Origin of the sequence: Frankia sp. Hr75.2 (assembly GCF_949319125.1) — a bacterium.
GTDB classification, from domain to species: Bacteria; Actinomycetota; Actinomycetes; order Frankiales; family Frankiaceae; genus Parafrankia; species Parafrankia soli.
Genome location: NZ_CASGGV010000332.1, coordinates 32,462 through 57,995, shown reverse-complemented (window position 1 = coordinate 57,995; position 25,534 = coordinate 32,462). Strand labels below are relative to the sequence as shown.

20 protein-coding genes are annotated in these 25,534 nt (G+C 74.1%); 18 read left to right on the top strand and 2 right to left on the bottom strand.

Annotation, left to right across the window (positions count from 1 at the left end; all coding sequences use genetic code 11):
- Positions 1 to 31: 31 nt before the first annotated feature.
- Both AC559T_RS31620 and AC559T_RS31615 read left to right on the top strand, forming a co-directional pair.
- Positions 32 to 487 (top strand): RrF2 family transcriptional regulator, encoded by a 456-nt coding sequence (locus tag AC559T_RS31620; RefSeq protein WP_020458805.1) that lies wholly within the window; start codon positions 32 to 34, stop codon positions 485 to 487.
- 11 nt (positions 488 to 498) lie between these two features.
- Positions 499 to 1,518: an HAD family hydrolase gene (locus tag AC559T_RS31615; protein ID WP_112105094.1), complete on the top strand. Its 1,020-nt coding sequence runs from the start codon at positions 499 to 501 to the stop codon at positions 1,516 to 1,518.
- 98 nt (positions 1,519 to 1,616) lie between these two features.
- On the opposite strand, the gene AC559T_RS31610 is transcribed toward AC559T_RS31615, so the two are convergent.
- Together AC559T_RS31610 and AC559T_RS31605 are read right to left on the bottom strand one after the other, a co-directional pair.
- The gene (locus AC559T_RS31610; protein ID WP_112105095.1) at positions 1,617 to 2,075 is read right to left on the bottom strand and encodes a DUF4439 domain-containing protein; all 459 of its coding nucleotides are present in this window, start codon (positions 2,073 to 2,075) and stop codon (positions 1,617 to 1,619) included.
- Complete coding sequence (locus AC559T_RS31605) at positions 2,072 to 2,680, bottom strand: hypothetical protein (protein WP_235013703.1); 609 nt, start codon at positions 2,678 to 2,680, stop codon at positions 2,072 to 2,074. Before AC559T_RS31605 ends, AC559T_RS31610 begins: the two co-directional genes overlap by 4 nt.
- Positions 2,681 to 2,975: 295 nt before the next feature.
- Between AC559T_RS31605 and rimP the strand changes: the two genes are divergently transcribed.
- From rimP to hisS, 16 genes are all read left to right on the top strand, one after another.
- On the top strand, positions 2,976 to 3,917 hold the full coding sequence (rimP, locus tag AC559T_RS31600; RefSeq protein ID WP_498871028.1) for a ribosome maturation factor RimP: 942 nt from the start codon (positions 2,976 to 2,978) through the stop codon (positions 3,915 to 3,917).
- Positions 3,914 to 4,999 carry a transcription termination factor NusA gene (gene nusA / locus AC559T_RS31595; RefSeq protein ID WP_020458810.1) on the top strand — a complete coding sequence of 362 codons (1,086 nt, stop codon included), beginning with the start codon at positions 3,914 to 3,916 and terminating at the stop codon, positions 4,997 to 4,999. Before rimP ends, nusA begins: the two co-directional genes overlap by 4 nt.
- Before the next feature lie 34 nt (positions 5,000 to 5,033).
- Positions 5,034 to 5,459, top strand: a complete 426-nt coding sequence (locus tag AC559T_RS31590; protein ID WP_235014206.1) for a YlxR family protein — start codon at positions 5,034 to 5,036, stop codon at positions 5,457 to 5,459.
- A gap of 232 nt (positions 5,460 to 5,691) precedes the next feature.
- Entirely contained in the window at positions 5,692 to 8,823 is a 3,132-nt protein-coding gene (gene infB / locus AC559T_RS31585; RefSeq protein ID WP_498871027.1) for a translation initiation factor IF-2, read from the top strand.
- 77 nt (positions 8,824 to 8,900) lie between these two features.
- Positions 8,901 to 9,230, top strand: a complete 330-nt coding sequence (locus tag AC559T_RS31580) for a DUF503 domain-containing protein (protein ID WP_498871026.1) — start codon at positions 8,901 to 8,903, stop codon at positions 9,228 to 9,230.
- Positions 9,231 to 9,498: 268 nt separating this feature from the next.
- Positions 9,499 to 10,083 carry a 30S ribosome-binding factor RbfA gene (rbfA, locus tag AC559T_RS31575; protein WP_071060558.1) on the top strand — a complete coding sequence of 195 codons (585 nt, stop codon included), beginning with the start codon at positions 9,499 to 9,501 and terminating at the stop codon, positions 10,081 to 10,083.
- Positions 10,080 to 11,174, top strand: a complete 1,095-nt coding sequence (locus AC559T_RS31570) for a DHH family phosphoesterase (protein WP_112107158.1) — start codon at positions 10,080 to 10,082, stop codon at positions 11,172 to 11,174. The genes rbfA and AC559T_RS31570 overlap by 4 nt, the downstream gene beginning before the upstream one ends.
- A gap of 8 nt (positions 11,175 to 11,182) precedes the next feature.
- On the top strand, positions 11,183 to 12,088 hold the full coding sequence (gene truB / locus AC559T_RS31565; protein ID WP_071060703.1) for a tRNA pseudouridine(55) synthase TruB: 906 nt from the start codon (positions 11,183 to 11,185) through the stop codon (positions 12,086 to 12,088).
- A gap of 177 nt (positions 12,089 to 12,265) precedes the next feature.
- On the top strand, positions 12,266 to 13,195 hold the full coding sequence (locus AC559T_RS31560) for a bifunctional riboflavin kinase/FAD synthetase (RefSeq protein ID WP_368952538.1): 930 nt from the start codon (positions 12,266 to 12,268) through the stop codon (positions 13,193 to 13,195).
- A gap of 337 nt (positions 13,196 to 13,532) precedes the next feature.
- Entirely contained in the window at positions 13,533 to 13,802 is a 270-nt protein-coding gene (gene rpsO, locus AC559T_RS31555; RefSeq protein ID WP_020458818.1) for a 30S ribosomal protein S15, read from the top strand.
- 246 nt (positions 13,803 to 14,048) lie between these two features.
- On the top strand, positions 14,049 to 16,238 hold the full coding sequence (locus AC559T_RS31550) for a polyribonucleotide nucleotidyltransferase (RefSeq protein WP_071066376.1): 2,190 nt from the start codon (positions 14,049 to 14,051) through the stop codon (positions 16,236 to 16,238).
- Between the two features lie 10 nt (positions 16,239 to 16,248).
- A complete protein-coding gene (locus AC559T_RS31545) occupies positions 16,249 to 17,682 on the top strand; it encodes a M16 family metallopeptidase (RefSeq protein WP_498871025.1) in 1,434 nt (477 codons plus the stop codon).
- A 43-nt stretch (positions 17,683 to 17,725) separates the two neighbouring features.
- A complete protein-coding gene (gene dapB, locus AC559T_RS31540; RefSeq protein ID WP_112107162.1) occupies positions 17,726 to 18,469 on the top strand; it encodes a 4-hydroxy-tetrahydrodipicolinate reductase in 744 nt (247 codons plus the stop codon).
- A 124-nt stretch (positions 18,470 to 18,593) separates the two neighbouring features.
- Positions 18,594 to 20,510 carry an Hsp70 family protein gene (locus AC559T_RS31535; protein ID WP_498871024.1) on the top strand — a complete coding sequence of 639 codons (1,917 nt, stop codon included), beginning with the start codon at positions 18,594 to 18,596 and terminating at the stop codon, positions 20,508 to 20,510.
- Between the two features lie 95 nt (positions 20,511 to 20,605).
- Entirely contained in the window at positions 20,606 to 23,395 is a 2,790-nt protein-coding gene (locus tag AC559T_RS31530) for a hypothetical protein (protein WP_498871023.1), read from the top strand.
- Positions 23,396 to 23,618: 223 nt separating this feature from the next.
- The gene (gene hisS, locus AC559T_RS31525; RefSeq protein ID WP_071066381.1) at positions 23,619 to 24,938 is read left to right on the top strand and encodes a histidine--tRNA ligase; all 1,320 of its coding nucleotides are present in this window, start codon (positions 23,619 to 23,621) and stop codon (positions 24,936 to 24,938) included.
- Positions 24,939 to 25,534: the final 596 nt, after the last annotated feature.

Below are 25,534 nucleotides of genomic sequence, written 5' to 3'. Positions count from 1 at the left end.
CGCCCGCAGTGCGGACGGCAAGATGGGGGACATGCAGATCTCCGCCCGGGCCGACTACGCACTGCGGGCCCTGCTCACGCTCGCCGCGTCGGACGGCAGCCTCGTGAAGGGGGAGACGCTCGCCTCGGCCCAGGATCTTCCCCTGCGCTTCCTCGAGAACATCCTCACCGACCTGCGCCGCAGCGGCCTCGTGCAGAGCCGCCGCGGTGCCGACGGCGGCTACCAGCTGTGCCGCCCAGCCGAGGAGATCACGATCGCGACCGTGATCCGGGCGACCGACGGCCCGCTCGCCAGCGTGCGCGGCCGCCCTCCGGAGAACGCCCAGTACGAGGGCGCGGCCAAGCACCTGCAGGACGTCTGGATCGCCGTCCGGGTCAACCTGCGCCGGGTGCTCGAGTCGGTGACCCTCGCGGACGTCGCCAGCGGGAAGCTGCCCGACATCGTCCGTGACCTGAGGGACGAGCCCGACGCCTGGGTCACCCGATAGCGCGGGCGCCGGTGGGCTTCTCCTGGTTCGCCCCGGACGCGGTGCCGGCCGTCGACGGGACATCCCTCCCCGACGACCGCAAGCCGCTCGCGGCCGTGGTGTTCGACTGGGGCGGGACGCTCACCCTCTTCCACGACGTCGACCTGCTCGACCTGTGGCGGATGACCGCGCTGGAGATCTCGTCCGCGCACGCCGACGAGATCACCGCGATCCTGGCTGGCCTGGAGACGAGCTGGTGGCATGCCCGGGACGGCAGTGACGGCCTGGCCGGCAACGGCGCGGCGGGCGGTATGACCGGGTCGGTCACCGAACTGCTCGCGGCCGCCTCCGCGGCCCTCGGCGTGGACGTGGCCGCGGCCGTGCTGCGCGCGGTCAGCCGGCGCGACCTCGCCGCCTGGACCCCGCACACGGTGTGCGATCCCGAGGCGCTGCTGCTCGTGCACCTCGTGCGTGCCCGCGGCCTGCTCGTCGGCCTGCTCACCAACACCCGCTGGCCACGGGCCTGGCACGAACGCCTACTCGAACGCGACGGCCTGCTCGACCTCTTCCACGCCAGGATCTACACGAGCGACCTGCCCTTCGACAAGCCACACCCGATCGCCTTCCAGGCGGTGCTGGCCGCGCTGGGCGTCACCGACCCGTCCCGGGTGCTCTTCGTCGGCGACCGGCTGCGGACGGACATCCGCGGCGCGCGGGCGGCCGGCATGCGGGCTGTGCTGGTCGCGGACGGTGGCTCCGCGGACGGCGGATCGGCGGACGGCGCCGCGGCGGGCCTCGGCGGTGGTCCCGACGGGGTGGTCCTCGATCCGCGTGATCCCCTTGGGCTGGCGGTGGCGGGCCGCGATCTCGCGGGGCGGGCCGACCTGGGCCGCGACCCCGCCGCGCGGGATCTGCCCGGTGCGGACGGGGCCGCGGCCGGGGCGTCCGCGTCGATGTTCGCGGATGCGGTGATCGGCCGCCTCGGCCACCTGCTCGAGGTCCTCGACCTGCTCGGCGCTCCCGGGCCTGGGTCACCCGCCCCACGTCGCTGAACGGCCTCTCCGGACGCGCCCGGCGGGAGAGCCGCCGAGCGTGTTGTCCGGGCCGGGTTGTGTGCTGCTCGTGTGACTCGCTTCGGGGCGGGCGCGGGTCAGCTTCCGGGAAGCGCGGGGACCGCGGAGCCCGGTGGGGTTCCCGCGGCGAGGCGGGCGCGTTGGCCACGGAGGGTCATCGCCACCAGGGCGTCGACGGCGAGTTCGCGGTCGGCGCCGGTGAGGACGCCGACCGCGTCGTGGGCGGCCACGGCCGAGCGGTCCTCGACCCTGGCGAGCAGGTCGAGTGACCCGGCGACGCCGGCCGGCTCGACCGGCAGCCGGTAGGCGGCGAGCGCGGCCGGCGGCGTCGCCCCGCGGGCCCGCAGCGCGGCGACCAGCGAGTCGCGCAGCGTCCGATGATCATCGTGTGCCACCCGGGCGAGCTCGCGGGCCGGTCCCGCGGCGGCCCCGAGCGGGGCGAGGACCCCGCCCGCGGTCGCCGTCGCGTAGACCGCCGCGTGCGCGGCCGCGAGCATCGAGGACAGGGCGACGACCGCGGCGTCTTCGGCGGTCATCCGGCCGCCCCCGGTGCGCCCAGTGCCGCGACGAGTTCGGCGTGCGCGGACTCGGCCGCGCACAGGCTCGCCAGCAGCGGCGCCAGGCCGGCACCGGCGGCGAGGCAGCCGGTGCGGTGCGCCGCTGCGGTCGTCCGCTCAAGCTCGGCCAGCGCGCTCAGTGTGGTGGCCCGGGTCTCCGGAGTGTCCGATCCGGCCGGCGGGGGAGTGTCCGCGGCCGGGGAGGAACGCAGGCCCGCCCCGGACGGCGTGCTCGCCCCGGCCGGCGTGCCCGTCGTGCCCGCCGCGGTCGCGGCCTCGGGCAGGCCCTGGGCGACCAGCTCGCGGGCGTGTTCGGCGTGCTGGGCGCGGATCGCCCGCAGCGTCTCCGCGAGGCCCGGGTGCTGGTCGATCGCGCTGTCGTAGGCCTCGATCAGCGCGGTCTCCCGGGTGTGTGCCGCTCCCGCGGCGGTGACGTCGGCGGGGGTGACCCGGCTGGTGGAAGCGCCGCCGGTCGAGGTGGTGCAGCCGGACATCCCGGCGAGGAGCAGCCCGCCCGTCCCGGCCAGTGGCAGCACGGCCAGAAAGGCCCGGCGGGACGGACCGGGACCGGCGGCGGTGGGCACGGCTGGCAGCTTCGCACATCGGCGTGCTGCCGTCGGCGCGCCGGTGGCACCGGTCGGCAGGCGAGCCGGACCGGGCCCCGATTGGAGTGCTCCGCCGGCGGACGTAGGCTAAGGGATCTCGACCGTGTGACGCTCGACGCCCGCTTCCACGGGCACGCGCATCCGGGACGACGGTGCCGTCGATCTCCGCCGCTGCCGCGGCCGGTCACCGAAGGCACCGGTCGGGGCGACACCGGGTGGGGCCGAGCGGTCCACGGGCACGGGCGCCGCGTCGGCGCGGGAAGGAACGGGCGAGGTGGCTAGGGCGGGAGAGTCCGGCCGGGCGGGGGTCCGTCGGTCGACGGCGCCGTCCCGGGGCACGGGCGGAGCGCGGGCCGCCGCGGACGCGGTGCGTGCGGAGCTGCGCCGCCGTCTGGAGCCCAGTCTGGCGACAGCCGGCTTCGACCTTGAGGACATCTCCGTCACGCGGGCCGGGGCACGCAGCGTGGTCCGCGTCGTCGTGGACCGGGACGGCGGCATCGATCTCGACGCCGTCGCGGACGCCAGCCGGCTCGTCTCGGCGGTCCTGGACGGCGAGGACGTCGGCACCGGTGGTGCTGACGGTGCTGGCGGTACCGGTGGCAGCGGTGGCGCCGCGGGTGGCTCGGGCGCGAGCCCGATCTCCGGGGCCTACGTGCTCGAGGTGACCTCGCCCGGGGTCGACCGGCCGCTGGTGGAGCCGCGGCACTGGCGTCGCGCGGTCGGCCGGCTGGTGGTGGTCCGCCGGGCGGACGGCGTCGAGGTCGAGGGTCGGGTGCTCTCCGCCGACGACGAGGGCGCCGATCTGGCGGTGCCGACGGCCCCGGCCCGGCGTGGGCGTCCCGTGCGCCGGCGGATCGAGCGGGTGGTCTACGCGACCGTGGCACGCGCGGCGGTTCAGGTCGAGTTCGGGTCGGCGACCGACGCCGACGGCGACGGCGACGGCGACACCGATGTTGACGCCGATGCCGGCGCCGAGCTCCCCGCCGGCGCAGACCTCGGCCTTGACGCCGAGAGCGATGTCGATCTCGACGAGGGTCTCGAGGACGACGAGGGTCTCGAGGACGAGGACGATGAGGACGGTCCTGAGGACGAGTACGGCGCCGCCGGCGGTGGCGCCCCCGCCGCGTCGGCGGCGGACGAGGTAGTGGAAGATCATGGTGCCGTGGACACGGAAGCGGGCCTGATCGGCCGGCCCGGCAAGGAGATGAACCGGTGAAGCTCGACGTCGCTGCGCTGCGGGGAATCGAGCGCGAGAAGGAGATCGCCTTCGACACGCTCGTCGAGGCGATCGAGACCGCGTTGTTGACCGCCTACAAGCACACCACCGGATCCGCCGACGACGCTCGGGTGGTGATCGACCGGACCAGCGGCGAGGTCGCGGTCTTCGCGCGGGAGAGCGGCCCGGACGGGACGTCCCGCGAGTGGGACGACACCCCGGCGGACTTCGGTCGGATCGCCACGATGACCGCCAAGCAGGTCATCATGCAGCGCCTGCGCGAGGCCCAGCAGGAGGTCACCTACGGCCAGTACGCCGACCGCGAGCACGAGGTGGTCTCGGGCGTGGTCCAGCATCACGAGCAGCGGGCCGGTTCCCGCGTCGTGCTGGTCGATCTCGGCACGGTGGAGGGCGTGCTGCCCCCGGCCGAGCAGGTTCCCGGCGAGCGCTTGGAGCACGGTGACCGGATCAAGTGCTACGTGGTGCACGTGGCCCGCGGGATGCACGGCCCGACGGTCACCCTCTCGCGGACCCATCCAGAGCTGGTGAAGGGCCTGTTCCGGCTGGAGGTGCCCGAGGTCGCCGACGGCACGGTCGAGCTCGCCGCGATCGCCCGCGAGGCCGGTCACCGCACGAAGATCGCGGTGCGTTCGAAGGCGGCCGGGGTGAACCCGAAGGGCGCCTGCATCGGCCCGATGGGCAGCCGGGTGCGTGCCGTGATGGCGGAGCTGCACGGAGAGAAGATCGACATTGTCGACTGGTCGGCGGATCCCGCGTCCTTCGTGGGCAGCGCGCTCTCGCCGGCCAGGGTGTCCCGGGTGGAGGTCACCGACCTGGCGAGCCGTTCGGCGCGGGTGGTCGTTCCCGACTACCAGCTCTCGCTCGCGATCGGCCGGGAGGGGCAGAACGCCCGGCTGGCCGCCCGGCTCACCGGATGGCGGATCGACATCCACTCCGACACCGAGGGTAGCGAGCCGCGCGCGGAGCGGCCGGCCGGGGAGGCCCCCCGTCGTCCGGGGACGGGGACCGGGCCCCGGAGGTCCTCCGCGACGGGCGGCCACTCTCGGGGCGCAACGGGATAGACTTGATGTGGCGCGCCGTGCGGAGCCGACTGCCATGCAGAGCCGAGTCGTTTTGCCGGGTCGATTTGCAGGATCCAGTGGTCCTGGAGGGTCCAGTGGTCCTGCAGAGCTCAGTCGTCCTGCAGACCCGAGTCCTCGAGTGACCCCCGACCGAGCACCACGTTCGAACGCCGAGCGGGGTTCTCTCCGGGACTCTGGACCGATTCGTACCTGTGTCGGTTGTCGAACCCGGGCGGCGCGGTCGAGCCTGTTGCGTATCGTCGTAATCGGCGGGGAGCTTCTTCCGGACGTTCGCCGTCGGATGCCTGGCCGGGGCGCCCATGTGCACCCCGATCCGGCTTGCGTCGATCTCGCGGAGCGCCGCAAGGCGTTCCCGCGGGCGCTCAGGGTTGCGGGGCCGCTCGGGCTGAAGCAGGTCAGAGCGCACCTGGAACAGCGCACGCGCAACGTGTGCATGTAGAACAGTGGTACGGCCCGCGTGTCCTGACGCGGGGGCCGGTGGGACAGCGGAGCGGCGGCCAGGGCCGAGAGATCGGTCCCGGGTGGCCGCGCCGGCAGGCGACGCCAGATCGACGTCGACACGGAAGCAGGTCGAGACAGCGATGACCGCGCAGTGAGAACGCAGCCATGATCACGACCGGCAGGTAACGAGGTCACGCGGGCACGGACCGCGGGCCGAAAGAAGGAGCACCGTGGCAGGAAAGGCCCGCGTACACGAGCTTGCGAAGGAGCTCGGCGTCGACAGCAAGACCGTGCTCGCCAAGCTCAAGGATCTCGGTGAGTTCGTGAAGTCCGCCTCGTCCACAGTCGAGGCACCCGTGGTTCGGAAACTGAAGGAGGCCTTCCCCGCGGAAGGCTCCGCTCCGTCCTCGCGTCCCGGCGGTCGTCCGGGCAACGGCGCGCGACCGATGCCGCCGCCCCGTCCGGGGCCCGCCATCGGCCGTCCCGGCCCAGGTTCCGGCACCGGTCCCCGGCCCGGCCCTGGTGGCCGTCCGGTTCCCGGTCGCCCCGGTCCGGCCCCGCTGCCCGGGGCATCGCGCCCGTCCACCCCGACGGCCGCGCCCCAGTCCCAGCCGGCTCAGTCCCAGCCGCCCCAGTCCCAGCCGGTGGCGCCGCAGCCGTCGCAGGCTCCGCGCCCCGCCGCGGCCGCGGCATCCGCCGCGCCGCCCGCGCCGCCCGTGGCGCCGGCCCCGGCACCCTCGGCTCCCGCCCCGGCTCCGGTCACCTCGGCCCCGACGGCCGCCACGCCGCCGGCCGCACCGCAGCGGCCGGCTTCCGGTGGCCCGCGTCCGGGTCCCGCCGCGCCGGGTCGTCCGCGTACCGGCGGCCCCGCTGGTCCTGGTGGCCCCGGCGGCGGCCCGCGTCCCGGGCCCCGGCCCGGCCCGCGGCCGGCCGCGCCCGGTAACAACCCCTACACCTCCCCGGCGGCCGGCCCGCGTGCCGCGTCCGGTCAGGGTGGTTCCCCCTCGGCACCGCCGCGTCCCGGCGCGCCGCGTCCGGGCGGTCCGCGTCCGGGCGGTCCGCGTCCGGGTGGGCCCGGTGGCCAGCGTCCGTCGCCGGGGCAGATGCCCCCGCGTCCGGGCGGCTCCGGCGGTCCCCGGCCGACCCCGGGCCAGATGCCCCCGCGTCCTGGTGGCTCCGGTGGCCCGCGGCCGAACTCGAACATGTTCCAGCCCCGTCCGGCGGGTGGCGCCCCGGGCCGTCCCGGTGGCGGTGGCGGCCCCGGCCGTCCCGGTGGCGGTGGCCCGCGTCCCGGTGGCGGTGGGTTCGCTCCCCGTGGGGGAGCCCCCGGCCGTCCCGGTGGCGGCGGTGGCGCTCCGGGTCGTCCCGGTGGCGGCGGTCCCGGTGGCGGCGGTCGTCCGGCCGCCGGTGGCCGTGGTCGCGGCGGGACGACGGCGGGTGCCTTCGGTCCTGGTGGCCGTGGGCGTCCCGGCCGGCAGCGCAAGTCCAAGCGCGCGAAGCGGCAGGAATGGGAGAGCGGGCTCGAGGCGCCGCGCATGGGGGCGATGGTCCCGCGCGGTAACGGGCAGGCGATCCGGCTGCCGCGTGGCGCGTCGCTCGCCGACTTCGCGGACAAGATCGACGCGAACCCCGGTGCCCTCGTCCAGGTGGTCTTCACCCAGCTCGGCGAGATGGTCACGGCGACGCAGTCCTGCACGGACGAGACCCTGCAGCTGCTCGGTGTGACCCTGGGCTACGAGGTCCAGATCGTCAGCCCCGAGGACGAGGACAAGGAGCTGCTGGAGAGCTTCGACCTGTCCTTCGGCGGCGACTACGCCGACGACGTCGAGCTGTCGGCCCGTCCGCCGGTGGTGACCGTCATGGGTCACGTCGACCACGGCAAGACGAAGCTGCTCGACGCGATCCGGTCCACGGACGTCGTCGGCGGCGAGGCCGGTGGCATCACCCAGCACATCGGCGCCTACCAGGTTCGCGCGGTGGTGGACGGGACCGAGCGCCCGATCACCTTCATCGACACCCCGGGCCACGAGACCTTCACCGCGATGCGTGCCCGTGGTGCGCAGGTGACGGACATCGTGGTCCTGGTGGTGGCCGCCGACGACGGTGTGAAGCCGCAGACGATCGAGGCGCTGAACCACGCGCAGGCGGCCAACGTGCCGATCGTGGTGGCGGTGAACAAGGTCGACAAGGAGGGCGCGGACCCGGCGAAGGTTCGCGGCCAGCTCACCGAGTACGGCCTGGTCGCGGAGGAGTACGGCGGCGACACGATGTTCGTCGACGTCTCGGCCCGCAACCGGACGGGCATCGACGAGCTGACGGAGGCGGTCATCCTGACCGCCGACGCCTCGCTCGACCTGCGCGCCCCGACCGGTACCGAGGCTCAGGGCGTCGCGATCGAAGGTCGTCTCGACCGCGGTCGCGGCCCGGTGGCCACGGTGCTCGTCCAGCGTGGCACGCTGCGTATCGGTGACTCGGTCGTCGCCGGCGAGGCCTTCGGCCGCGTCCGGGCGATGCTCGACGAGAACGGCGCCCAGGTGTCCGAGGCGGGGCCGGCGCGGCCGGTGCAGGTCCTCGGTTTCACCAGCGTCCCCGACGCCGGCGACAACTTCCTGGTTGTGCCGGAGGACCGGGTCGCCCGCCAGATCGCCGAGCGCCGACAGGCCCGCGAGCGCAACGCCGAGCTGGCGCTGAGCCGTGGCCGCCCGACGCTCGAGACGATCCTCGAGCGGATGAAGGAGGGCGAGAAGACCCAGCTCAACCTCATCCTCAAGGGCGACGTCTCCGGTTCGGTGGAGGCTCTCGAGGACGCCCTGCTCAAGATCGACGTGGGCGACGAGGTGGGTCTTCGGATCATCGACCGCGGTGTCGGCGCGATCACCGAGACCAACGTCATGCTGGCGTCGGCCTCCGACGCGGTCATCATCGGCTTCAACGTCCGGCCGCAGGGCAAGGCGACGGAGCTGGCCGACCGCGAGGGCGTCGAGGTCCGCTACTACTCGGTGATCTACCAGGCCATCGAGGACATCGAGAACGCCCTCAAGGGCATGCTCAAGCCGGTGTACGAGGAGGCGCAGCTCGGCACCGCCGAGGTGCGCGAGGTCTTCCGCGTACCGCGGGTGGGCAACGTCGCCGGTTCGCTGGTCCGGTCCGGCATCATCCGCCGCAACACCAAGGCCCGCCTCATCCGGGACGGCGTCGTGGTCGCGGACAACCTCACCGTCGAGTCGCTCAAGCGGTTCAAGGACGACGCGACCGAGGTCCGCGAGGGCTACGAGTGCGGTATCGGGCTCGGCTCGTTCAACGACATCAAGGTCGATGACGTGATCGAGACCTTCGAGCAGCGGGAGGTTCCCCGCACCTGACCCCGAAACGCCTGGGGCCGGCCGGATGACCATTCCGGCCGGCCCCGGTGCGCCGGGCGCCCTGGCGGGAGACGATCATGTGGATCGGGAGCCTGACGCTGGACATCCTCCTCGGGGATATCCATTCCCTGAAGGAGAAGCGGTCGGTCGTCCGGCCGGTGGTCGCCGAGCTGCGCCGGCGGTTCGCGGTCAGCGCCGCGGAGACCGGCGGCCTGGACCTGCACCGCCGCGTGGAGCTCGGGGTCGCGGTGGTCGCCGCGGACCGCGCGCACTGCGCGGAGGTCCTCGGCGCGTGCGAGGAGCTCGTCGCGCGGCGGCCGGAGTTGGAGATCCTCTCGGCGCGAGTACGGTACCTCTCCGAGGACGACGCCGACGACATGGCCCGTCCTGAGGTGATTTTGCCGTAATTGGCGGATCGGTGTCCGGTGTGCGTGACCCAGGACCGCCGGGCCGCGCAGCCCCGAGCTGCTCAGCCCGGCCGGCTCGCGTCGCGGGCGCATCGCCGCTCCCGCGGGGTACACGGAACAAGGGTGCCCGGCACGCGGACCAGGGGCATGGTGCAGGGGCACCGAGCAGGGACAACAGCAAGGGCAGAAACAGTGAGGTGTCGACCGGTTCGGCCGGGCACCGTGGTGTCCGCCACCCGGGTCGACCGGGCGACGAGGGAGGTGGACGGTGGCTGATCCGGCTCGTGCGCGCCGGTTGGCGGTGCGGATCCGTGAGGTCGTCGCGTCCACGCTGGAACGCGGTGTGAAGGACCCCCGGCTGGGGATGGTGACGATCACCGACGCGCGGGTCACCCCGGACCTGATGGACGCGACGGTCTTCTACACGGTCTACGGCGACGACGTGGCACGGCAGGCGTCCGCCGCCGCGCTGGAGTCCGCCAAGGGCATGCTGCGCAGCCAGGTGGGCCGGGCGACCGGGATCAAGGTCACCCCGACGTTGACGTTCGTGCACGACCGGCTGCCGGACGACGCGCGGCACCTGGAGGACCTGCTCGACGTCGCCCGCCGGCGCGACGAGGAGCTCGCCCGGGTGCGCCAGGACGCGACGCCCGCCGGCGAGCCCGATCCCTACCGGCGCCCCCGGGACGCCGACGAGCTCGACGGCGACCCGCTGGACGGCGACCCGCTCGACGCCCTGGCGGATGCCGGGCCCGGCGACGGTCTCACTGACGGATTCGGTGACGGGTTCGGCGGTGACGGACCGCAGGCCGGTGGGGACACCACAGTCGCCCGGCAGGAGTCGGCGTCATGACGGTCATGTCCACGGGCACGGAGTCCGCCGGTCGCCCGGCTTCAGCCGGAGGGTCGGGCGGCGCCTCGGCGCCCACCGCGGTCCAGCTCGCGTCGCGGCACGCCGCCGAGAGCCTGGCCGAGGCTGTGCGGGCGCTGCGCGGCGCGGTCGACTCGGGCGGGGGGATCCTCCTGCTCGCGCACGTCAACCCGGACGGCGACAGCCTCGGGTCGGCGATCGCGCTCGGGCTGGCGCTGCGCCGCCTCGGCGCGTCCCCGCGGGTCTCGTTCGATGCCGACCCGTTCGTCGTGCCCCGGACGCTGCGCTTCCTGCCGGGCCAGGACCTGCTCGTCGCGCCCGGTGACCTCGGGGACAGCCCGGAGCTGGTGGTGACCCTGGACGCGGGCAGCGAGGAGCGCCTGGGCTGCCTGGCCCGCCGACTCGCGGTGCCGCGCTGCATCGTCGTCGATCACCACGCCTCGAACACCCTGTTCGGCGACATCAACGTCGTCGACATCGAAGCGGCGTCCACCAGCGTCATGGTGGTGCGCATCATCGACGCGCTCGGTGTCGAGCTCGACCAGGACATCGCCGCCGCGGTCTACACCGGGCTGGTCACCGACACCGGCTCGTTCCGGTTCGCCGCCACGACACCGGCCGTCCACGAGCTGGCCGCCCGCCTGCTGGCGACCGGCATCCGGCACGACCTGATCGGCCGGACCCTGTGGGACACGCACCGTTTCGGCTACCTCAAGCTGCTCGGGCAGGCGCTGGAACGCGCCCGCCTCGAACCCGAGTTCGACCTCATCTGGACCTGGTGCACCGAGGCCGACCTGCGGGTGGCGGGCATCGGCTACGACGAGATCGAGGCGGTCATCGACACCGTCCGCACGGTGTCCGAGGCCGAGGTCGCCGTCGTCTGCAAGCAGGACGGTGACGTCTGGAAGATGTCGGTCCGCTCCAAGGGGGCGGTGGACGTCGGAGCGGTCTGCACCGCGCTCGGTGGCGGCGGGCACCGCTTCGCGGCCGGCATCTCGTCGTCGGCGCCGCTGGAGACCGTGATGCGTGTCTTCCGCGAGGAGCTCACCCGCGCTCCCCGCCTCGCCGGGTGATCCCTCCCGTGCCTTCTTCTGAACGTCCCACGGCGGCCGAGCGTCCCGCGGCCGTCGACGGCCTCGTCGTCGTGGACAAGCCCGCCGGCTGGACGTCACACGACGTCGTCGCGCGGTCCCGGCGCCTGCTGGGCACCCGCCGCATCGGCCACGCCGGCACCCTGGACCCGATGGCGACCGGTGTGCTCGTGCTCGGCGTCGGCCGAGGAACCCGCCTGCTCGGCCGGCTGGCGCTGACCGCCAAGGTGTACGAGGCCACGATCCGGCTCGGCCGCACCACCACGACGGACGACGCCGAGGGCGACCCGGTGGCGGACCGCCCGGTCGATGTCGGCGCCGGCCCGCTCGCAGCGGCGATGGCGGAGCTGACCGGGGAGATCGACCAGGTCCCGTCCAGTGTCAGCGCGGTGAAGGTCGCCGGGGTGCGGGCCTACGACCGGGTCCGGGCCGGCGAGGAGGTGACGCTCGCGCCGCGGCGGGTCACCGTCAGCCGGTTCGAGCTGCTCGCCCGGCGCGGCGAGACCGACCTGGACGTCGTCGTCGCCTGCTCGAGCGGGACGTACATCCGCGCGCTCGCCCGGGATCTGGGGGCCGCGCTGGGCTGCGGCGCCCACCTCACCGCGCTGCGGCGCACCGAGGTCGGGCCGTTCGGGCTGGCCGAGGCGGTGACCCTCGACGCGCTCGCCGAGGCCGCGAACGCGGCCGTCGTGCCGCTGGGGGCCGCGGTGGCGGCGACCTTCCCGCGCCGCGACGTGGACGGGGAGCAGGCCCGGGACGTCGCCTACGGGCGGCGGCTGCCCATGCTCGGCAGCCCGGGGCCGTACGGCGTGTTCGGGCCGGACGGAGCGCTCCTCGCGCTGTTCGAGGAACGGGACGGCACGGCCCGCCCGATCGTCGTCTTCGCGCCCGCGTAGCGCCCCGCCTGCGCTGTCACCCGCGCTCACCTGGTGTTCCGTCGGTGTGCGGACCCGGCGCGTCCACCCGGCGTGCGCATCAGGCGCGGGTCCGTCGCCGGCGCCCGGATCGGCCGTCCGCCGTGGCCGCCCGGATCGCGATCGTAGATCGACTCGTGATGCCCTAGGCTTCGGCAGGTGCGACGTTGGCGCGGAGTGGAGAACACCCCGGACGACTGGCCGGGAGGAATCGTCACCATTGGCTTCTTCGACGGCGTCCACCTCGGGCACCGGCGGATCATCGGCCGGGCGGTGGAGCTGGCGCGCGAGCGCGGGCAGCAGGCGGCTGTGGTGACGTTCGACCCGCACCCGGCGGAGGTGCTGCGCCCCGGCACCCATCCCGCGCTGCTGACGACCCTGCGACACAAGGCCGAGCTGCTCGAGGGCGTCGGCGTCGACGCGCTGTGCGTCGCCCCGTTCACCCTCGACTTCAGCCGGATGACCGCCGAGGACTTCGTCCACGAGATCGTCGCCGGGCAGCTGCGCGCGACCGGCGTGGTCGTGGGGGAGAACTTCACCTACGGCCACCGCGCCGCGGGGAACGTGGAGACGCTGGCCCGCGGCGGCCGTTCCGAGGGCTTCACCGTGGAGGGGATCGGCCTCGTCCACGCGGACGAGCAGGTGCTCTCCTCGACGGCGATCCGCCGGCGGGTGGCCGACGGCGACGTCGAGGGCGCCGCGGCGGCCCTCGGCCGGCCGCACCGGGTCGAGGGCGTGGTGGTGCACGGGGACGCGCGTGGCCGGCTGATCGGCTACCCGACGGCGAACCTGCAGTGCACGCCGTGGGCGGCGGTTCCCGGCGACGGGGTGTACGCGGGCTTCGCACGGTGGTCCGGCCAGCGGCGGGCGGCCGCGATCTCGATCGGCACCAACCCGACCTTCGAGGGCCGTGACCGCCGGGTCGAGGCGTTCCTGCTCGACTTCGACGGCGACCTCTACGGCGAGTACATGGTCTACGAGTTCACCCACCGGCTGCGCCCGACGCTGCGCTTCGACTCGGTCGACGAGCTCGTCCTGCAGATGGCGCGGGACGTCGACGCCACCCGCGCGGCCACGCTCTCCGTCTGACACAACGCGTCCGCGCCGGGGGTGCCGACGGTCGGTGCCGGGGCGGGTCTCCCGGGGTTGATAAGCTTCCCCTTCAAGCGGGAGCGGTGTGTCCGGTGACGGCGTGCCGGTGGTTGGCTCGTGGCGGTTGCTGATGTTCGCAGGTGTTGACGCTCGTGCGCAGGTGTTGACGCTCAGTGGTCGCTGAGGCTCGGCGGTGGTCGGGAGATTCGGCGAAGGTCGATGTTCCCGGGCGGTCGCCGGCGGTGGAGCCACGGCCGACGGCGTACACCGGCAGGAGGCTCGGGTGATGCAGACCCCGAGCGCGCGCCGTCCCGGATGAGGAACGAGGTGGAGCGTGCCGCTCTCTGGCGACGTCAAGCAGAAGATCATGTCGGACTACGCCACGGTCGACCGGGACACCGGTTCGCCCGAGGTGCAGGTCGCGATGCTGACCCGTCGCATCAGTGACCTGACGGAGCACCTGAAGGTCCACAAGCACGACCACCACAGCCGGCGCGGGCTGCTCCTGCTCGTCGGGCGCCGCCGGCGGTTGCTGAACTACCTGGCGAAGACGGACATCAACCGTTACCGCGCACTGATCGAGCGACTCGGTCTGCGTCGATAGTCAGGAGAGGGAGCGCCCCGGTGGCGCTCCCTCGGCACATCGGGGGTAGATACCGGTGTGCCGGGCCGTCGGCGGCCAAGGGCCGCCGGCGGTCGGCAGGACCCAGCCGGGTCCGCGCGGCATGAGCCGCCGGTCCTCGGTCGTGGCCGCCGGAACGAGCGCCGTCGGCGCCGCCCCGGAGACTTCGACTGAGCACCGGCATCCTCCATGGCGCGGGCACGGCCCACGATGAGGATGGAGTATCGAGTGGACGACTCGACACAGGCGGCAGAGGCCGTCATCACGACCCCGGCCGGGGCCCGTACGGTCCGTTTCGAGACCGGTCGGCTGGCCCGGCAGGCCGCTGGCGCGGTCGTCGCCCACCTGGGCGACACGATGGTCCTCTCGGCGACGACGGTCAGCCGCTCGCCGAAGGAGCAGCTGGACTTCTTCCCCCTGACGGTGGACGTCGAGGAGCGGATGTACGCGGCCGGGCGCATCCCCGGCTCGTTCTTCCGCCGCGAGGGCCGCCCCAGTGAGGACGCGATCCTCACCTGCCGGCTCATCGACCGGCCGCTGCGGCCGTCGTTCACCAAGGGGCTGCGCAACGAGATCCAGGTCGTGGCGACCGTGCTCGCCCTCGACCCCGACACCCTGTACGACGTGGTCGCGATCAACGCGGCGAGCGCGTCGACGATGCTGGCCGGGCTGCCCTTCAGCGGGCCGATCGGCGCCACCCGGGTCGGCTACGTCGACGGCGACTGGATCGCCTTCCCGACGCACAGCGAGCTGGAGCGGGCGACTTTCGACATGGTCGTGGCCGGCCGCGTTCTCGAGGACGGCTCCGACGTCGCGATCATGATGGTCGAGGCGGAGGCGACGCCGGGCACGGTGGCCCTGGTCGCCGGGGGCGCGCCGGCACCGACCGAGGAGGTCGTCGCCGCGGGGCTGGAGGCCGCCAAGCCGGCCATCCGCGAGCTGTGCCGGGCACAGAGCGAGCTGGCCGCGGGCGCGGCGAAGCCGGTGCGTGAGTTCCCGCTGTTCGTCGACTACCACGACGACGTGCTGGAGACCCTGACGGCCGCGGTCGGCGAGGAGCTGGCGGCGGCGCTGCGCATCGCCGGCAAGGCCGAGCGCGAGACCGAGCTGGAGCGGGTCCGGGCGCTGGCCGTGGAGAAGGTGTCCGGCCAGTTCGAGGGCCGCGACAAGGAGATCGGCCCGGCCTACCGCGCGCTGACCAAGAAGCTGGTCCGCTCGCGCATCGTCACCGACGGCGTGCGCATCGACGGCCGCTCCACGACCGAGATCCGCGAGCTGTCGGCCGAGGTCGACTACATCCCGCGGGTGCACGGCTCGGCGCTGTTCGAGCGGGGCGAGACGCAGATCCTCGGCGTCACGACGCTGGCGATGCTCCGGATGGAGCAGACCGTCGACACGCTCAACCCGGACCGCACCAAGCGGTACATGCACAACTACAACTTCCCGCCGTACTCCACCGGTGAGACCGGCCGGGTGGGCTCGCCGAAGCGGCGCGAGATCGGCCACGGCGCGCTCGCGGAGCGGGCGCTGCTGCCGGTGCTGCCCAGCCGCGAGGAGTTCCCCTACGCGATCCGCCAGGTCTCCGAGGCGCTGAGCTCCAACGGCTCGACGAGCATGGGCTCGGTCTGCGCGAGCACGCTGTCGCTGCTGAACGCCGGTGTGCCGCTGAAGGCCCCGGTCGCGGGCATCGCGATGGGCCTGATCCGGGAGGGCGACGCCTTCGTCACCCTGACCGACATCCTCGGGGCAGAGGACGCCTACGGCGACATGGACTTCAAGGTCGCCGGCACGCAGGAGTTCGTGACCGCCCTGCAGCTGGACACCAAGCTCGACGGCATCCCGGCGTCGGTGCTCGCCGGCGCGCTGCAGCAGGCGCGGGCGGCCCGGCTGACGATCCTCGAGGTGATGGCCGAGGCCATCGGCGGGCCGGACGAGATGTCCGCGCACGCCCCGCGGGTCATCTCCGTGAAGATCCCCGTTGACAAGATCGGCGAGGTCATCGGGCCCAAGGGCAAGATGATCAACCAGATCCAGGCGGACTCCGGTGCGGAGATCACCGTCGAGGACGACGGCACGATCTACATCGGTGCCGCCGACGGGCCGGCGGCCGAGACCGCCCGCTCCGCGATCAACGCGATCGCGAACCCGCAGATGCCCGAGGTCGGCGAGCGCTACCTCGGTACCATCGTGAAGATCACGAACTTCGGCGCCTTCGTCTCGCTGACGCCCGGCAAGGACGGCCTGCTGCACGTCAGCAAGCTCAAGCAGCTCGCCGGCGGCAAGCGCGTCGAGAAGGTCGAGGACGTGCTGTCGGTGGGCCAGAAGCTCCAGGTGGAGATCACCGAGATCGACGCCCGCGGCAAGATCAGCCTCGCGCCGGGCGCGGAGTCCATCGACACCGTAAGCGCCGGATCCTGACAGGAGCGCAGTGACGGAGACGGATCTGTCCACCTCGGACGGTCGCACCTCGAACGACCGCACCCCGAACGACCGCACCCCGGGCCTGGCCGGGCCGGAGCACGCCTCCGGCCCGCGCCCGGCCCGGGTGGCCGAGCTTCTCGCGGCGGGTCCCGGTTCCGAGGTCCTGCTCGCCGGGGCCGTGCGCCGCACGGTGCTGCCGGGCGGCCTGCGGGTCGTCACGGAGAAGGTCCCCGGGGTCCGGTCGGTGGCGATCGGGATCTGGGTGGGCGTCGGCTCGCGGGACGAGACGCCGCTCACCGGTGGCTGCTCGCACTACCTGGAGCACCTGCTGTTCAAGGGCACCCCGAGCCGGGACGCCCTGTCGATCAGCGCCTCCATCGAGGCCGTCGGCGGTGATCTCAACGCCTTCACCGCCAAGGAGTACACCTGCTACTACGCGCGGGTGCTCGACGTGGACATGGACCTGGCCATCGACGTCGTCTGTGACATGGTCGCCAACTCGCTGGTGACCGCGGACGACGTCGAGGCCGAGCGGGGCGTGATCCTCGAGGAGATCGCCATGCACGAGGACGACCCCGGCGACGTCGTGCACGACGTCTTCGCCGATGCCGTCCTCGGCTCCTCCGTCCTGGGCCGGCCGGTGCTCGGCACGGTCGGCACCATCGAGGCGCTCGGCCGGGAGACGGTCTTCGACTACTACCGCGAGCGGTACGCCCCGCCCGCGCTGGTCGTCTCGATCGCCGGCAACATCGAGCACGACCACGCCCTGGACCGGGTGGTGGCCGCGTTCGCCGACCGGCTCACCGGGCCCGCGCGGCCCCAGGAGGTGCGCCGCGGCGAGTACCCGTTCCCGCCGCCGCCGGGCATCGTCGTCACCAACCGGCCGACCGAGCAGGCCCACGTGGTGCTCGGCACGGCCGGCCTGTCCCGGCACGACCCGCGCCGGTACGCGCTCGGCGTGCTGTCGACGGCCCTCGGTGGCGGGATGAGCTCGCGGCTGTTCCAGGAGGTGCGGGAGAAGCGCGGGCTGGCCTACTCCGTGTACTCCTTCGACAACCAGTTCGCCGACGCCGGGCTGTTCGGCGTCTACGCGGGCTGTACCCCGGGGCGCGCCGACGAGGTGCTGGAGATCTGCCGCGAGCAGGTACACCGGATCGCCGAGCACGGCATCACCGCGGAGGAGCTCGAGCGGGCCCGCGGGCAGAACCGCGGCGGCCTGGTGCTCAACCTGGAGGACACCGGGTCGCGGATGAGTCGGCTCGGCAAGAGCGAGCTCGTCCACGGCGAGCTGCTCTCCGTCGACGAGGTGCTCGCCCGGGTCGAGGCCGTCACACTCGACGACGTGCGGGCCGTCGCCGGCGAGCTGGTCGACCAGCCGTGGGCGCTCGGCGTCATCGGCCCGTTCGAGGACCACGACTTCAGCGCGGCCGTAGCGCGGTGACCCGCGCGGCCGCTGGCGGTACCGGACACGTGGAGGGCACGGGATGATCGGCGTCGGGGTGCTCGGAGCCCGTGGCCGGATGGGCGCGACCGTCTGCGACGCCGTCCGCGCGGCGCCCGACCTGGAGCTGGTGGCCGAGGTCGACGCCGGCGACGACCGCTCGCCGGCGGCGAAGGCCGACGTCGTGGTCGACTTCACCCATCCCGACGCGGTCATGGACAACCTGCGGTGGGCGGTGGAGAACCGCGTCCACGCGGTCGTCGGGACGACCGGGTTCGACGACGCCCGCCTCGCGACGCTGCGCGGCTGGCTCGCCGCCGAGCCGTCGGTGGGCGTACTGGTGGCGCCCAACTTCGGGATCGCCGCCGTCCTGATGATGATGTTCGCCGCCCGCGCGGCGCCGTACTTCGAGTCGGTGGAGATCGTCGAACTGCACCACCCGGGCAAGGCCGACGCCCCGAGCGGCACGGCGCGGCGCACCGCCGAGCTGGTCGCCGCGGCCCGCGCCTCGGCCGGGCTGCCCGCCGCCGGTCCCGACGCGACCACCTCCGCCCTGGACGGGGCGCGCGGGGCGCGGGTTTCGGGTGTACCGGTGCACGCCGTCCGCCTCGGTGGGCTCGTCGCCCACCAGGAGGTGCTGCTCGGTGGGGCGGGCGAGACGCTGACGATCCGTCACGACTCGCTGGACCGGGAGTCCTTCATGCCCGGGGTCCTGCTGGCGGTGCGCGAGGTGGCTGCCCGCCCGGGGCTGACGGTCGGCCTGGAGTCGTTGCTCGACCTCGGCTGACGTTGCTCGACCTCGGCTGACCACCTCCCGAACCGGGCCTGATCACCTCCCGGACACCGGTGTCGTCAACCCGTCACCCGGTCCGGTAGCAGTCCGGCACTACCCGGATGGATAGGTTTCGGGTGTGGTGCGACAAGCGGGCGGGCGGGCGGGGCCGAACACCGGCACGGTCTTCGGCATCGATCTCGGGACGACTTTCAGTTGTCTGGCGCGGGTCTCCGGCGCCGGGGACCCCGAGATCATCCCGTTGATGGACGGGTCGCGGACCCTGCCGAGCGTCGTCCTGTTCGTCGGCCAGGACGACTACATCACCGGCGAGACCGCGCGCCGCCTGGCGCGAGCCCGTCCCGACGACGTGTGCGCCCTGGTCAAACGGCGGATGGGCGACGGCGACTGGCGGTTCGTGACGCACGGCGCCGCCTGGTCCGCCCCGGCGGTGAGCGGGCTGATCCTCAAGGCGCTCGTCTCGGACGCCGGCCTGACCACCGGCGAGCCCGTCCGGGACGTCGTGATCACCGTCCCCGCCTACTTCGGTGACGAGGAGCGGCGCGCCACGGTGCTCGCCGGCGAGTACGCCGGCCTGAACGTCGTGGACGTCATCAACGAGCCCACCGCCGCCGCGCTGTCCTACGGATTCGCCCGCTTCGAGGTCGGCAGCCGCCGGACGCTCACGGGCCCGGGCACGATCGCGGAGGAGGTCGCGCTCGTCTACGACCTCGGCGGCGGGACGTTCGACGTCACCATCGTCGAGCTGGCCGACCGCAGGGTGTCCGTCGTCGCCACCGACGGTGATCACCAGCTCGGCGGGGCCGACTGGGACGAGAAGATCGTGCTGTTCCTCTCCGACCGCTTCCTCGAGGCCCATCCCGAGGCCGACGACCCGCTCGACGACGGCGAGGCGGCGCAGGAGCTGCAGCTCGCCGCCGAGCGCGCCCGCCTGGAGCTGACCGAGGCGACGTCCACGGTGGTGACGGTCAGCCACAGCGGCAGGTCGCTGGACATCACGCTCACCCGCGACGAGCTGGAGCGCCTCACCGCCGGCCTGCTCGACCGCACCGTCACGCTGACCCGGGCCGCGATCGACGCGGCCCGGGAGCGCGGGGTGCGTGGGATCGACCGGGTGCTGCTCGTCGGCGGGGCGTCGCGGATGCCGGCGGTGGCGCGGCGGCTGGCGGCGGAGCTGTCCGTCCCGGTGGAGCTGACCGACCCGGATCTCGCCGTCGCCCGCGGCGCCGCGATCTACGGTGAGAAGAAGGCGCTGGAGCGGATGGTCGCGGCCGACCTGGTCACCCGCGGCCAGCTCGTGGACGGCGCCGCCGTCGACACCGCTGCCGCCGCGGACCTTGATGCCGCGTGTCGACGGCTGGCCGAGGCCCTCGGGCTGTCCGCCGAGCGGGTCCGGCGGACGGTCGAGGTCCAGGTCGTCAACGTGGTCTCCCGTGGCTTCGGTGTGCTCGCGCTGAACCGGTTCGGTGACCAGGGCGCGGTCTTCCTGGTCCACCGCAACGACCGGCTACCGGTCGCGGTCCGCCGTCCGTTCGGGACGGTACGTGACGATCAGGACACGGTGACTGTCTACGTGGTGGAGCAGGCCGGCGGGGTCGAGTCGCCGCGGGTCGAGGACAACAAGGTCATCGCCGAGGCGGAGATCACCGGAATCCCACCGGGCTATCCCGCCGGAACCCAGATTGAAATCATGTTCCGGATGGGCTTTGACGGCATCCTCGAGGTGACGGCACGACACGAGGGGCTCGCCGACCGGCCGCTGACCGTCCGGGTGGAGACCTCGGCGGCGCTGAGCCAGGCCGACGTCGCCCGCGAACGGGAGCAGGTCGCTCGGGCGCGGCGTGAGCGGGGTGAGGGGCCTTTCGGTTCTGGGCCGTCCAGTGGCGGGCCGTCCGGTGGCGGGCCGTCCGGTGGCGGGCCGTCCGGTGGCGGGCCGTCCGGGGCGGGCGGCGGGGGAGACCCGCTGCGCAAGGGCCGGCCCGGGGACGACCGCGGCGGGCTGGGCGGCTCGCCCGGCGCGCCCGGCTGGACGTAGCCGCCGCCCTGTGCTGGTGGCGCCGGTCAACCCTGAAGGGGCGGGGCCGGCGCCGGACGGAACGGCCGGAGAGCGTCACGGAAAGGGAGTCCACGGTGCTGCCCTTCGACTCGAACGACTACCGGCGGCGCGTGCTCGCGGCCGTGCATGCCCGCGGCGGCGCCGAGCAGAGCGACCCCTTCGAGCTCTACGACATCCCGATCGAGGAGGCCCCGCGGCTCAGCGATGAGCAGGTCCGGGTGCGGGTCGACGCCGTCTGGGCGTTCTGGCAGCGCAGCCGGGACCATCCCCGCTACCGGGGTGTGATCATCGCGTTGCTGGGCCTGCACGACGAGCTGTCCGCGGCGCTGGCCACCGCCGCCTCCCGCGCCGAGCTCGCCGCCCGGGTCGGCGCCGCGCGCGAGGCTCGCGACGGTGAGCGCTTCGCCGAGCTCGACGCCGCCGTCCGCCGGCTGGTCAGCCGGTTCGGCGGCCTCCCCGAGGACAAGCTGGCCGGGCTGCGCGCCCTCGCCGCCGCGCACGGTGTTGACGACGCCGCGTTCGCGCTGCGCACCCGCAGGTACCGGGTGCTGCCCGCGGGCACGCCCGAGCGGGCGGACGCCACGTCGACGCGCCGGCCCGTCCCGGCCGAGGTGATACGCCAGGTGCGAGCCGACCTCGACGAGCTTGGCCGGATCGCGGGCGTGACCCCGCCGCGGAGCCTGTTCGACCTGCTGGGGATCGCGCCGGGCGCCAGCCGGGAGGAGATCAGGGCCGTCCGCGACGCCGCTGCCGCCCGCAACCGCGAGCGCCGCCCGGACCGGCGGCGGGCCCTGCTGGACGACCTGCTGACCGCCGTGCGGGCCCTGCTCGTCGACGGCGACCCCGAGGCGTATCTGGAGGCGCTGGTCGAACCCGTGAAGATTGTGCTGCGCCCGCGGGTCGCCACCGCCGTGCTCATCGAGGACCGCCTGCTGCCCTCGGCCGCCGCCGAGCTCGTCGCGGCGGCCGAGACGGAGGGCCTCGACCCCGGCCGGGCGCGCGCGGTCGTCGCCGACCTCGCCCGCGAGCACGGCGTGGACGCCCCGGTCGTGGCGCACACCCCGCGGTCGGGGGCCGGCTCGCCCGCCGGTGGGCCGTCCACGGGCGCGGCCTTCGACGGGGACGCGGGCGGTCCGGGGAGCGACGGTCCGGGAAGCAGTGGTCGGGGGAGCGGTGGTCGGGGCGGCCCGTCGCCGGTCAACCCGGTGCCGGTGCGTCCTGAGCCGGTGCGTGCCGCCGACTGGCAGAGCGCGCTCTCCCGGGCGCGGGCCGCGCTGCGTGCCGGCCGCCCGATCGCCGCCAGCGACGAGATCACCCGCGCCCGTGAGATCGCCGGGGAGACATTGCCCCCGATCCGGGCGGTCGGCGACGAGGTGGAGCGCGCCATCCGGGCGGCCGGCGAGCGCTGGCGCGCGATCGTCGCGGAGCTCGCCGCCAACCGCCAGCACGCGGTGGTCCGTCTCGCCGACGAGCTGGCCCGCCTCGGCGCGGACGTGCCGGGCCCCGACGGACGCGTCCTCGACGAGGTGCGCGCGGCGGCCCAGGCTCGGTGCGCCCAGACGGATGACCTCGTCCGGCGGGCCCGGGCGCAGTCCGGCCCGGAACGGATCCGGCTCGCCCGCGAAGCCCTGGCCCTCGCCGCGGACCACGACGAGGCACAGGAGCTGGCGGGGACCTCCTCATCCGGCGCCCATCAGCCGCAGCCGCAGCCGCAGCCGCAGCCGCAGCCCTCGGCGTCGGCGTCGGCGTCGGCGTCGACCGCGACGGCGGCCTCGGACGCGGCAGCAGCGGTGGGATCCGGTGCCGATCCGCTCCCGGCTTCCAACCGGCCGGGCAGGCCGCCGGCCGGACAACCGGCGGGTCAGCCGTCCGGGCAGCGGGTCGAGGCCGGCCGGACCGCGGAGGCCGAGCGCGTCGTCGAACCGCCGAGCGGCGTGGCCGCCCGGTGGGACGGCGCCTCCGTGGTGATCAGCTGGCGGCCGACGACCACCCCCGGCGAGGCCCGCTACCGGATCCGCCGGATCACCGCGGACGGCAACTCGCGCGCGGTCGGGGTCACCTCGGCCACCACCATCGAGGACGGCGGTGTCTTCCGCGGCGCGTCGATCCCCGAGTACGAGGTGATCGCCGGGATCGACGGCGCCTGGTCGCGCCCGGCCCGCTGGCCGAGCCCGACTCCCACCCTCGTTCCCACTCCCACGCCCGTTCCCATTGCCACGCCCGTCCCCGGCCCCGCGACCGCTCCGGGTACCGGGCCGGCCCGAGCGCCGGAGCCTGCGCGGGACGCCGCCACGCGGCCGGAACCCGCGGCTGCCACATCCGGGGCACACGCTGAATCCGGCGGGCACGTCGAGCCTGGGCGGCGCGTCGAGCCCGGGGCGCACGCCGAATCCGCTGCGCGCGTCGAGGCCGGGCCGCCGTCCGGGCTGCCGTTGTTCGTGGTGCCGCCGCCGGGGCCGCACACCGCGGCCGACGACGTGGGGCCCGTGCCCGACCTGCGGATGGTCGACGGGCGTCTGTGCTGGACCTGGCCGGTCGGCTGCACGGAGATGATGGTCACGGCGCGGGCGGACCTGCCTCCGGCGGGCGCGCAGGAGCTCGGCTCCACCACGCGCAAGGTGACCAACACCCGCTATGACATCGACGGTGGCTTCCTGCTGCCGGCCGTCCGTCCACTGCATGTCGCGCTCTTCGCGTGCGTGCGGGTCCGCGGTGAGCTGGTCGTCGCGGGCACGGCGGCCGGGCGGTGCCTGGTCGATCCCGCCGGTGGGCTGACGGTGGTCGGCCCGGAGCCGCACGGGGGCGCCGGGGCGGCGGCCGCGGGCGTCGCCGGGAGTAACCAGGGGCCCGAGAGGACCACATAGAGGTCACGCGGCCACCGGGGGAGCGCCGGAGCCAGACCGGCCGGTGCGACCCGGTGGCTGCACCACTCGCCGTCCGGAGGGACCCGCGGGCGGCGTTGTATGGTTTCGATCGTGCTTCTCCTGTCTCGACATCGGTGATCGCCGCGCTCTCAGGGTCCGATGAGTGCGCCTCGCCCAGGCGCGCGCACGCAACAGTGTCGAGAACGAGGAGTTTGTCCCGGCCATGGCCGACGCACCGATAGTCCGTCCCACCCCGGTCAGCGGGTTCCCCGAGTGGCTTCCCGACGTCCGGATGGTCGAGCTCCGCTGGCTCGACACCATCCGTGCCACCTTCGAGCGGTACGGGTTCTGCTCCGTGGAGACCCCGTCGGTGGAGGCCCTCGAGGCCCTGATGGCCAAGGGCGAGACGTCGCAGGAGGTCTACACCCTGCGCCGCCTGCAGGCGGAGGACGACGACGACAGCGCGCGCCTCGGCCTGCACTTCGACCTGACCGTGCCGTTCGCCCGGTACGTCGCCGCCCACTTCAACGACCTGGTCTTCCCGTTCAAGCGCTACCAGATCCAGCGGGTGTGGCGGGGCGAGCGGCCGCAGGAGGGCCGGTTCCGAGAGTTCACTCAGTGTGACATCGACGTCATCAACGTCGACAACGTCCCGCTGCACTTCGACGCCGAGCTGCCCCGGATCGTGCACGAGGTCCTCACGACGCTCGCCGTCCCGTCCTGGACGTTGAACATCAACAACCGCAAGATCCTGCAGGGGTTCTACGAGGGGCTCGGTATCGGTGACCCGCTCGCCGTCATCCGCGCCGCGGACAAGATCGACAAGATCGGCGCGCGGGGGGTCGAGGCGCTGCTGACGGGGCCGGTCGGGCTCACGGCCGAGCAGGCGCGCGCCTGCCTCGACCTGGCCCAGGTCCGGGGCTCCGACGCCGGGGTCATCGACGAGATCGGCCGGCTCGGGGTCAAATCCGAGCTCCTGACGGAAGGGCTCGAGGAGCTGGCCCGGGTGCTGGACGACCTGGCCGACCTGCCGGCGGGCGCCGTCGTGGCCGACCTGTCGATCGCCCGCGGCCTGGACTACTACACCGGCACCGTCTACGAGGCCAAGTTCGTCGATGCGCCCGGGTACGGCAGCATCTGCTCCGGTGGCCGGTACGACGACCTCGCGGGCACCTTCATCCGGCGCAACCTCCCCGGTGTCGGGATCTCGATCGGTCTCACCCGGATCTTCGCCAAGCTCGTCGCGGACGGCCTCATCGGCGCGGGTCCGTCCAGCCCGGCCCAGGTGCTCATGGTGATCCCGAGCGACGAGCGCCGCGCCGAGGCGCTGGCGACCGCCCGGCTGCTGCGCGGCCGCGGTCTCAACGTGGAGACCTACCACCAGGCCGACAAGCTGGCGAAGCAGATCAGGTACGCCTCACGCAAGGGCATCGGGCACGTCTGGTTCCCGCCGTTCGCCGACGACCGCCCGCACGAGGTGAAGGACATGGCCACCGGCGACCAGGGCCCGGCCGACCCGACGGCGTGGACACCCGCGGGCTGACGGCCGACACGGCACCGCACGGCCGACACGGCACCGCACGGCCCCGCGCGATTCACGGTAGGCGCCGAGCGCCACGCGGCCGCGCCGTCGGCCGGCGGCGCGGGAGACGGGCCGGTCGGCAGTCGCGGCCGCGTGGGAGACACGGTGCCCGCCGCGGCGCGGGACCGGCCGGGAGCTGACGGGGGCGGAGACCCCCGGCCGGACCGCGCCACTCGGGCGGGCACCGGACCCCTCGCCGACTGTGGCGAGGCGCCCACATCCGGTGTACCACGGTGCGTCGCCAGTGCCACCGCTGTGTTCCGGACGGGTCACCGGACGGGTAAGTGGGTGACGACACGGGCCGGTTGGGCGGTTCGAACGTAACCGGTCCGGTGCATGCCGATGCCGGTCGGCGGGCGTGGGTTGGTTTCTCGTCGTGGCTCCGTCGATGCTGCTTCCGGATGGCGTGGGTGGAGCCGATACCGTGGGGCGCAGCCGCTCGAGTCCCGCGCCGAGCGGTTTGGACGTCGCCGACCGCGTGCTCACGCTCCGGCTGGGTGCGCACGCCGCGGCTGCGCGCAGGCGATCGGTGCGTGAGCACGGTCTGGCCGCACGGG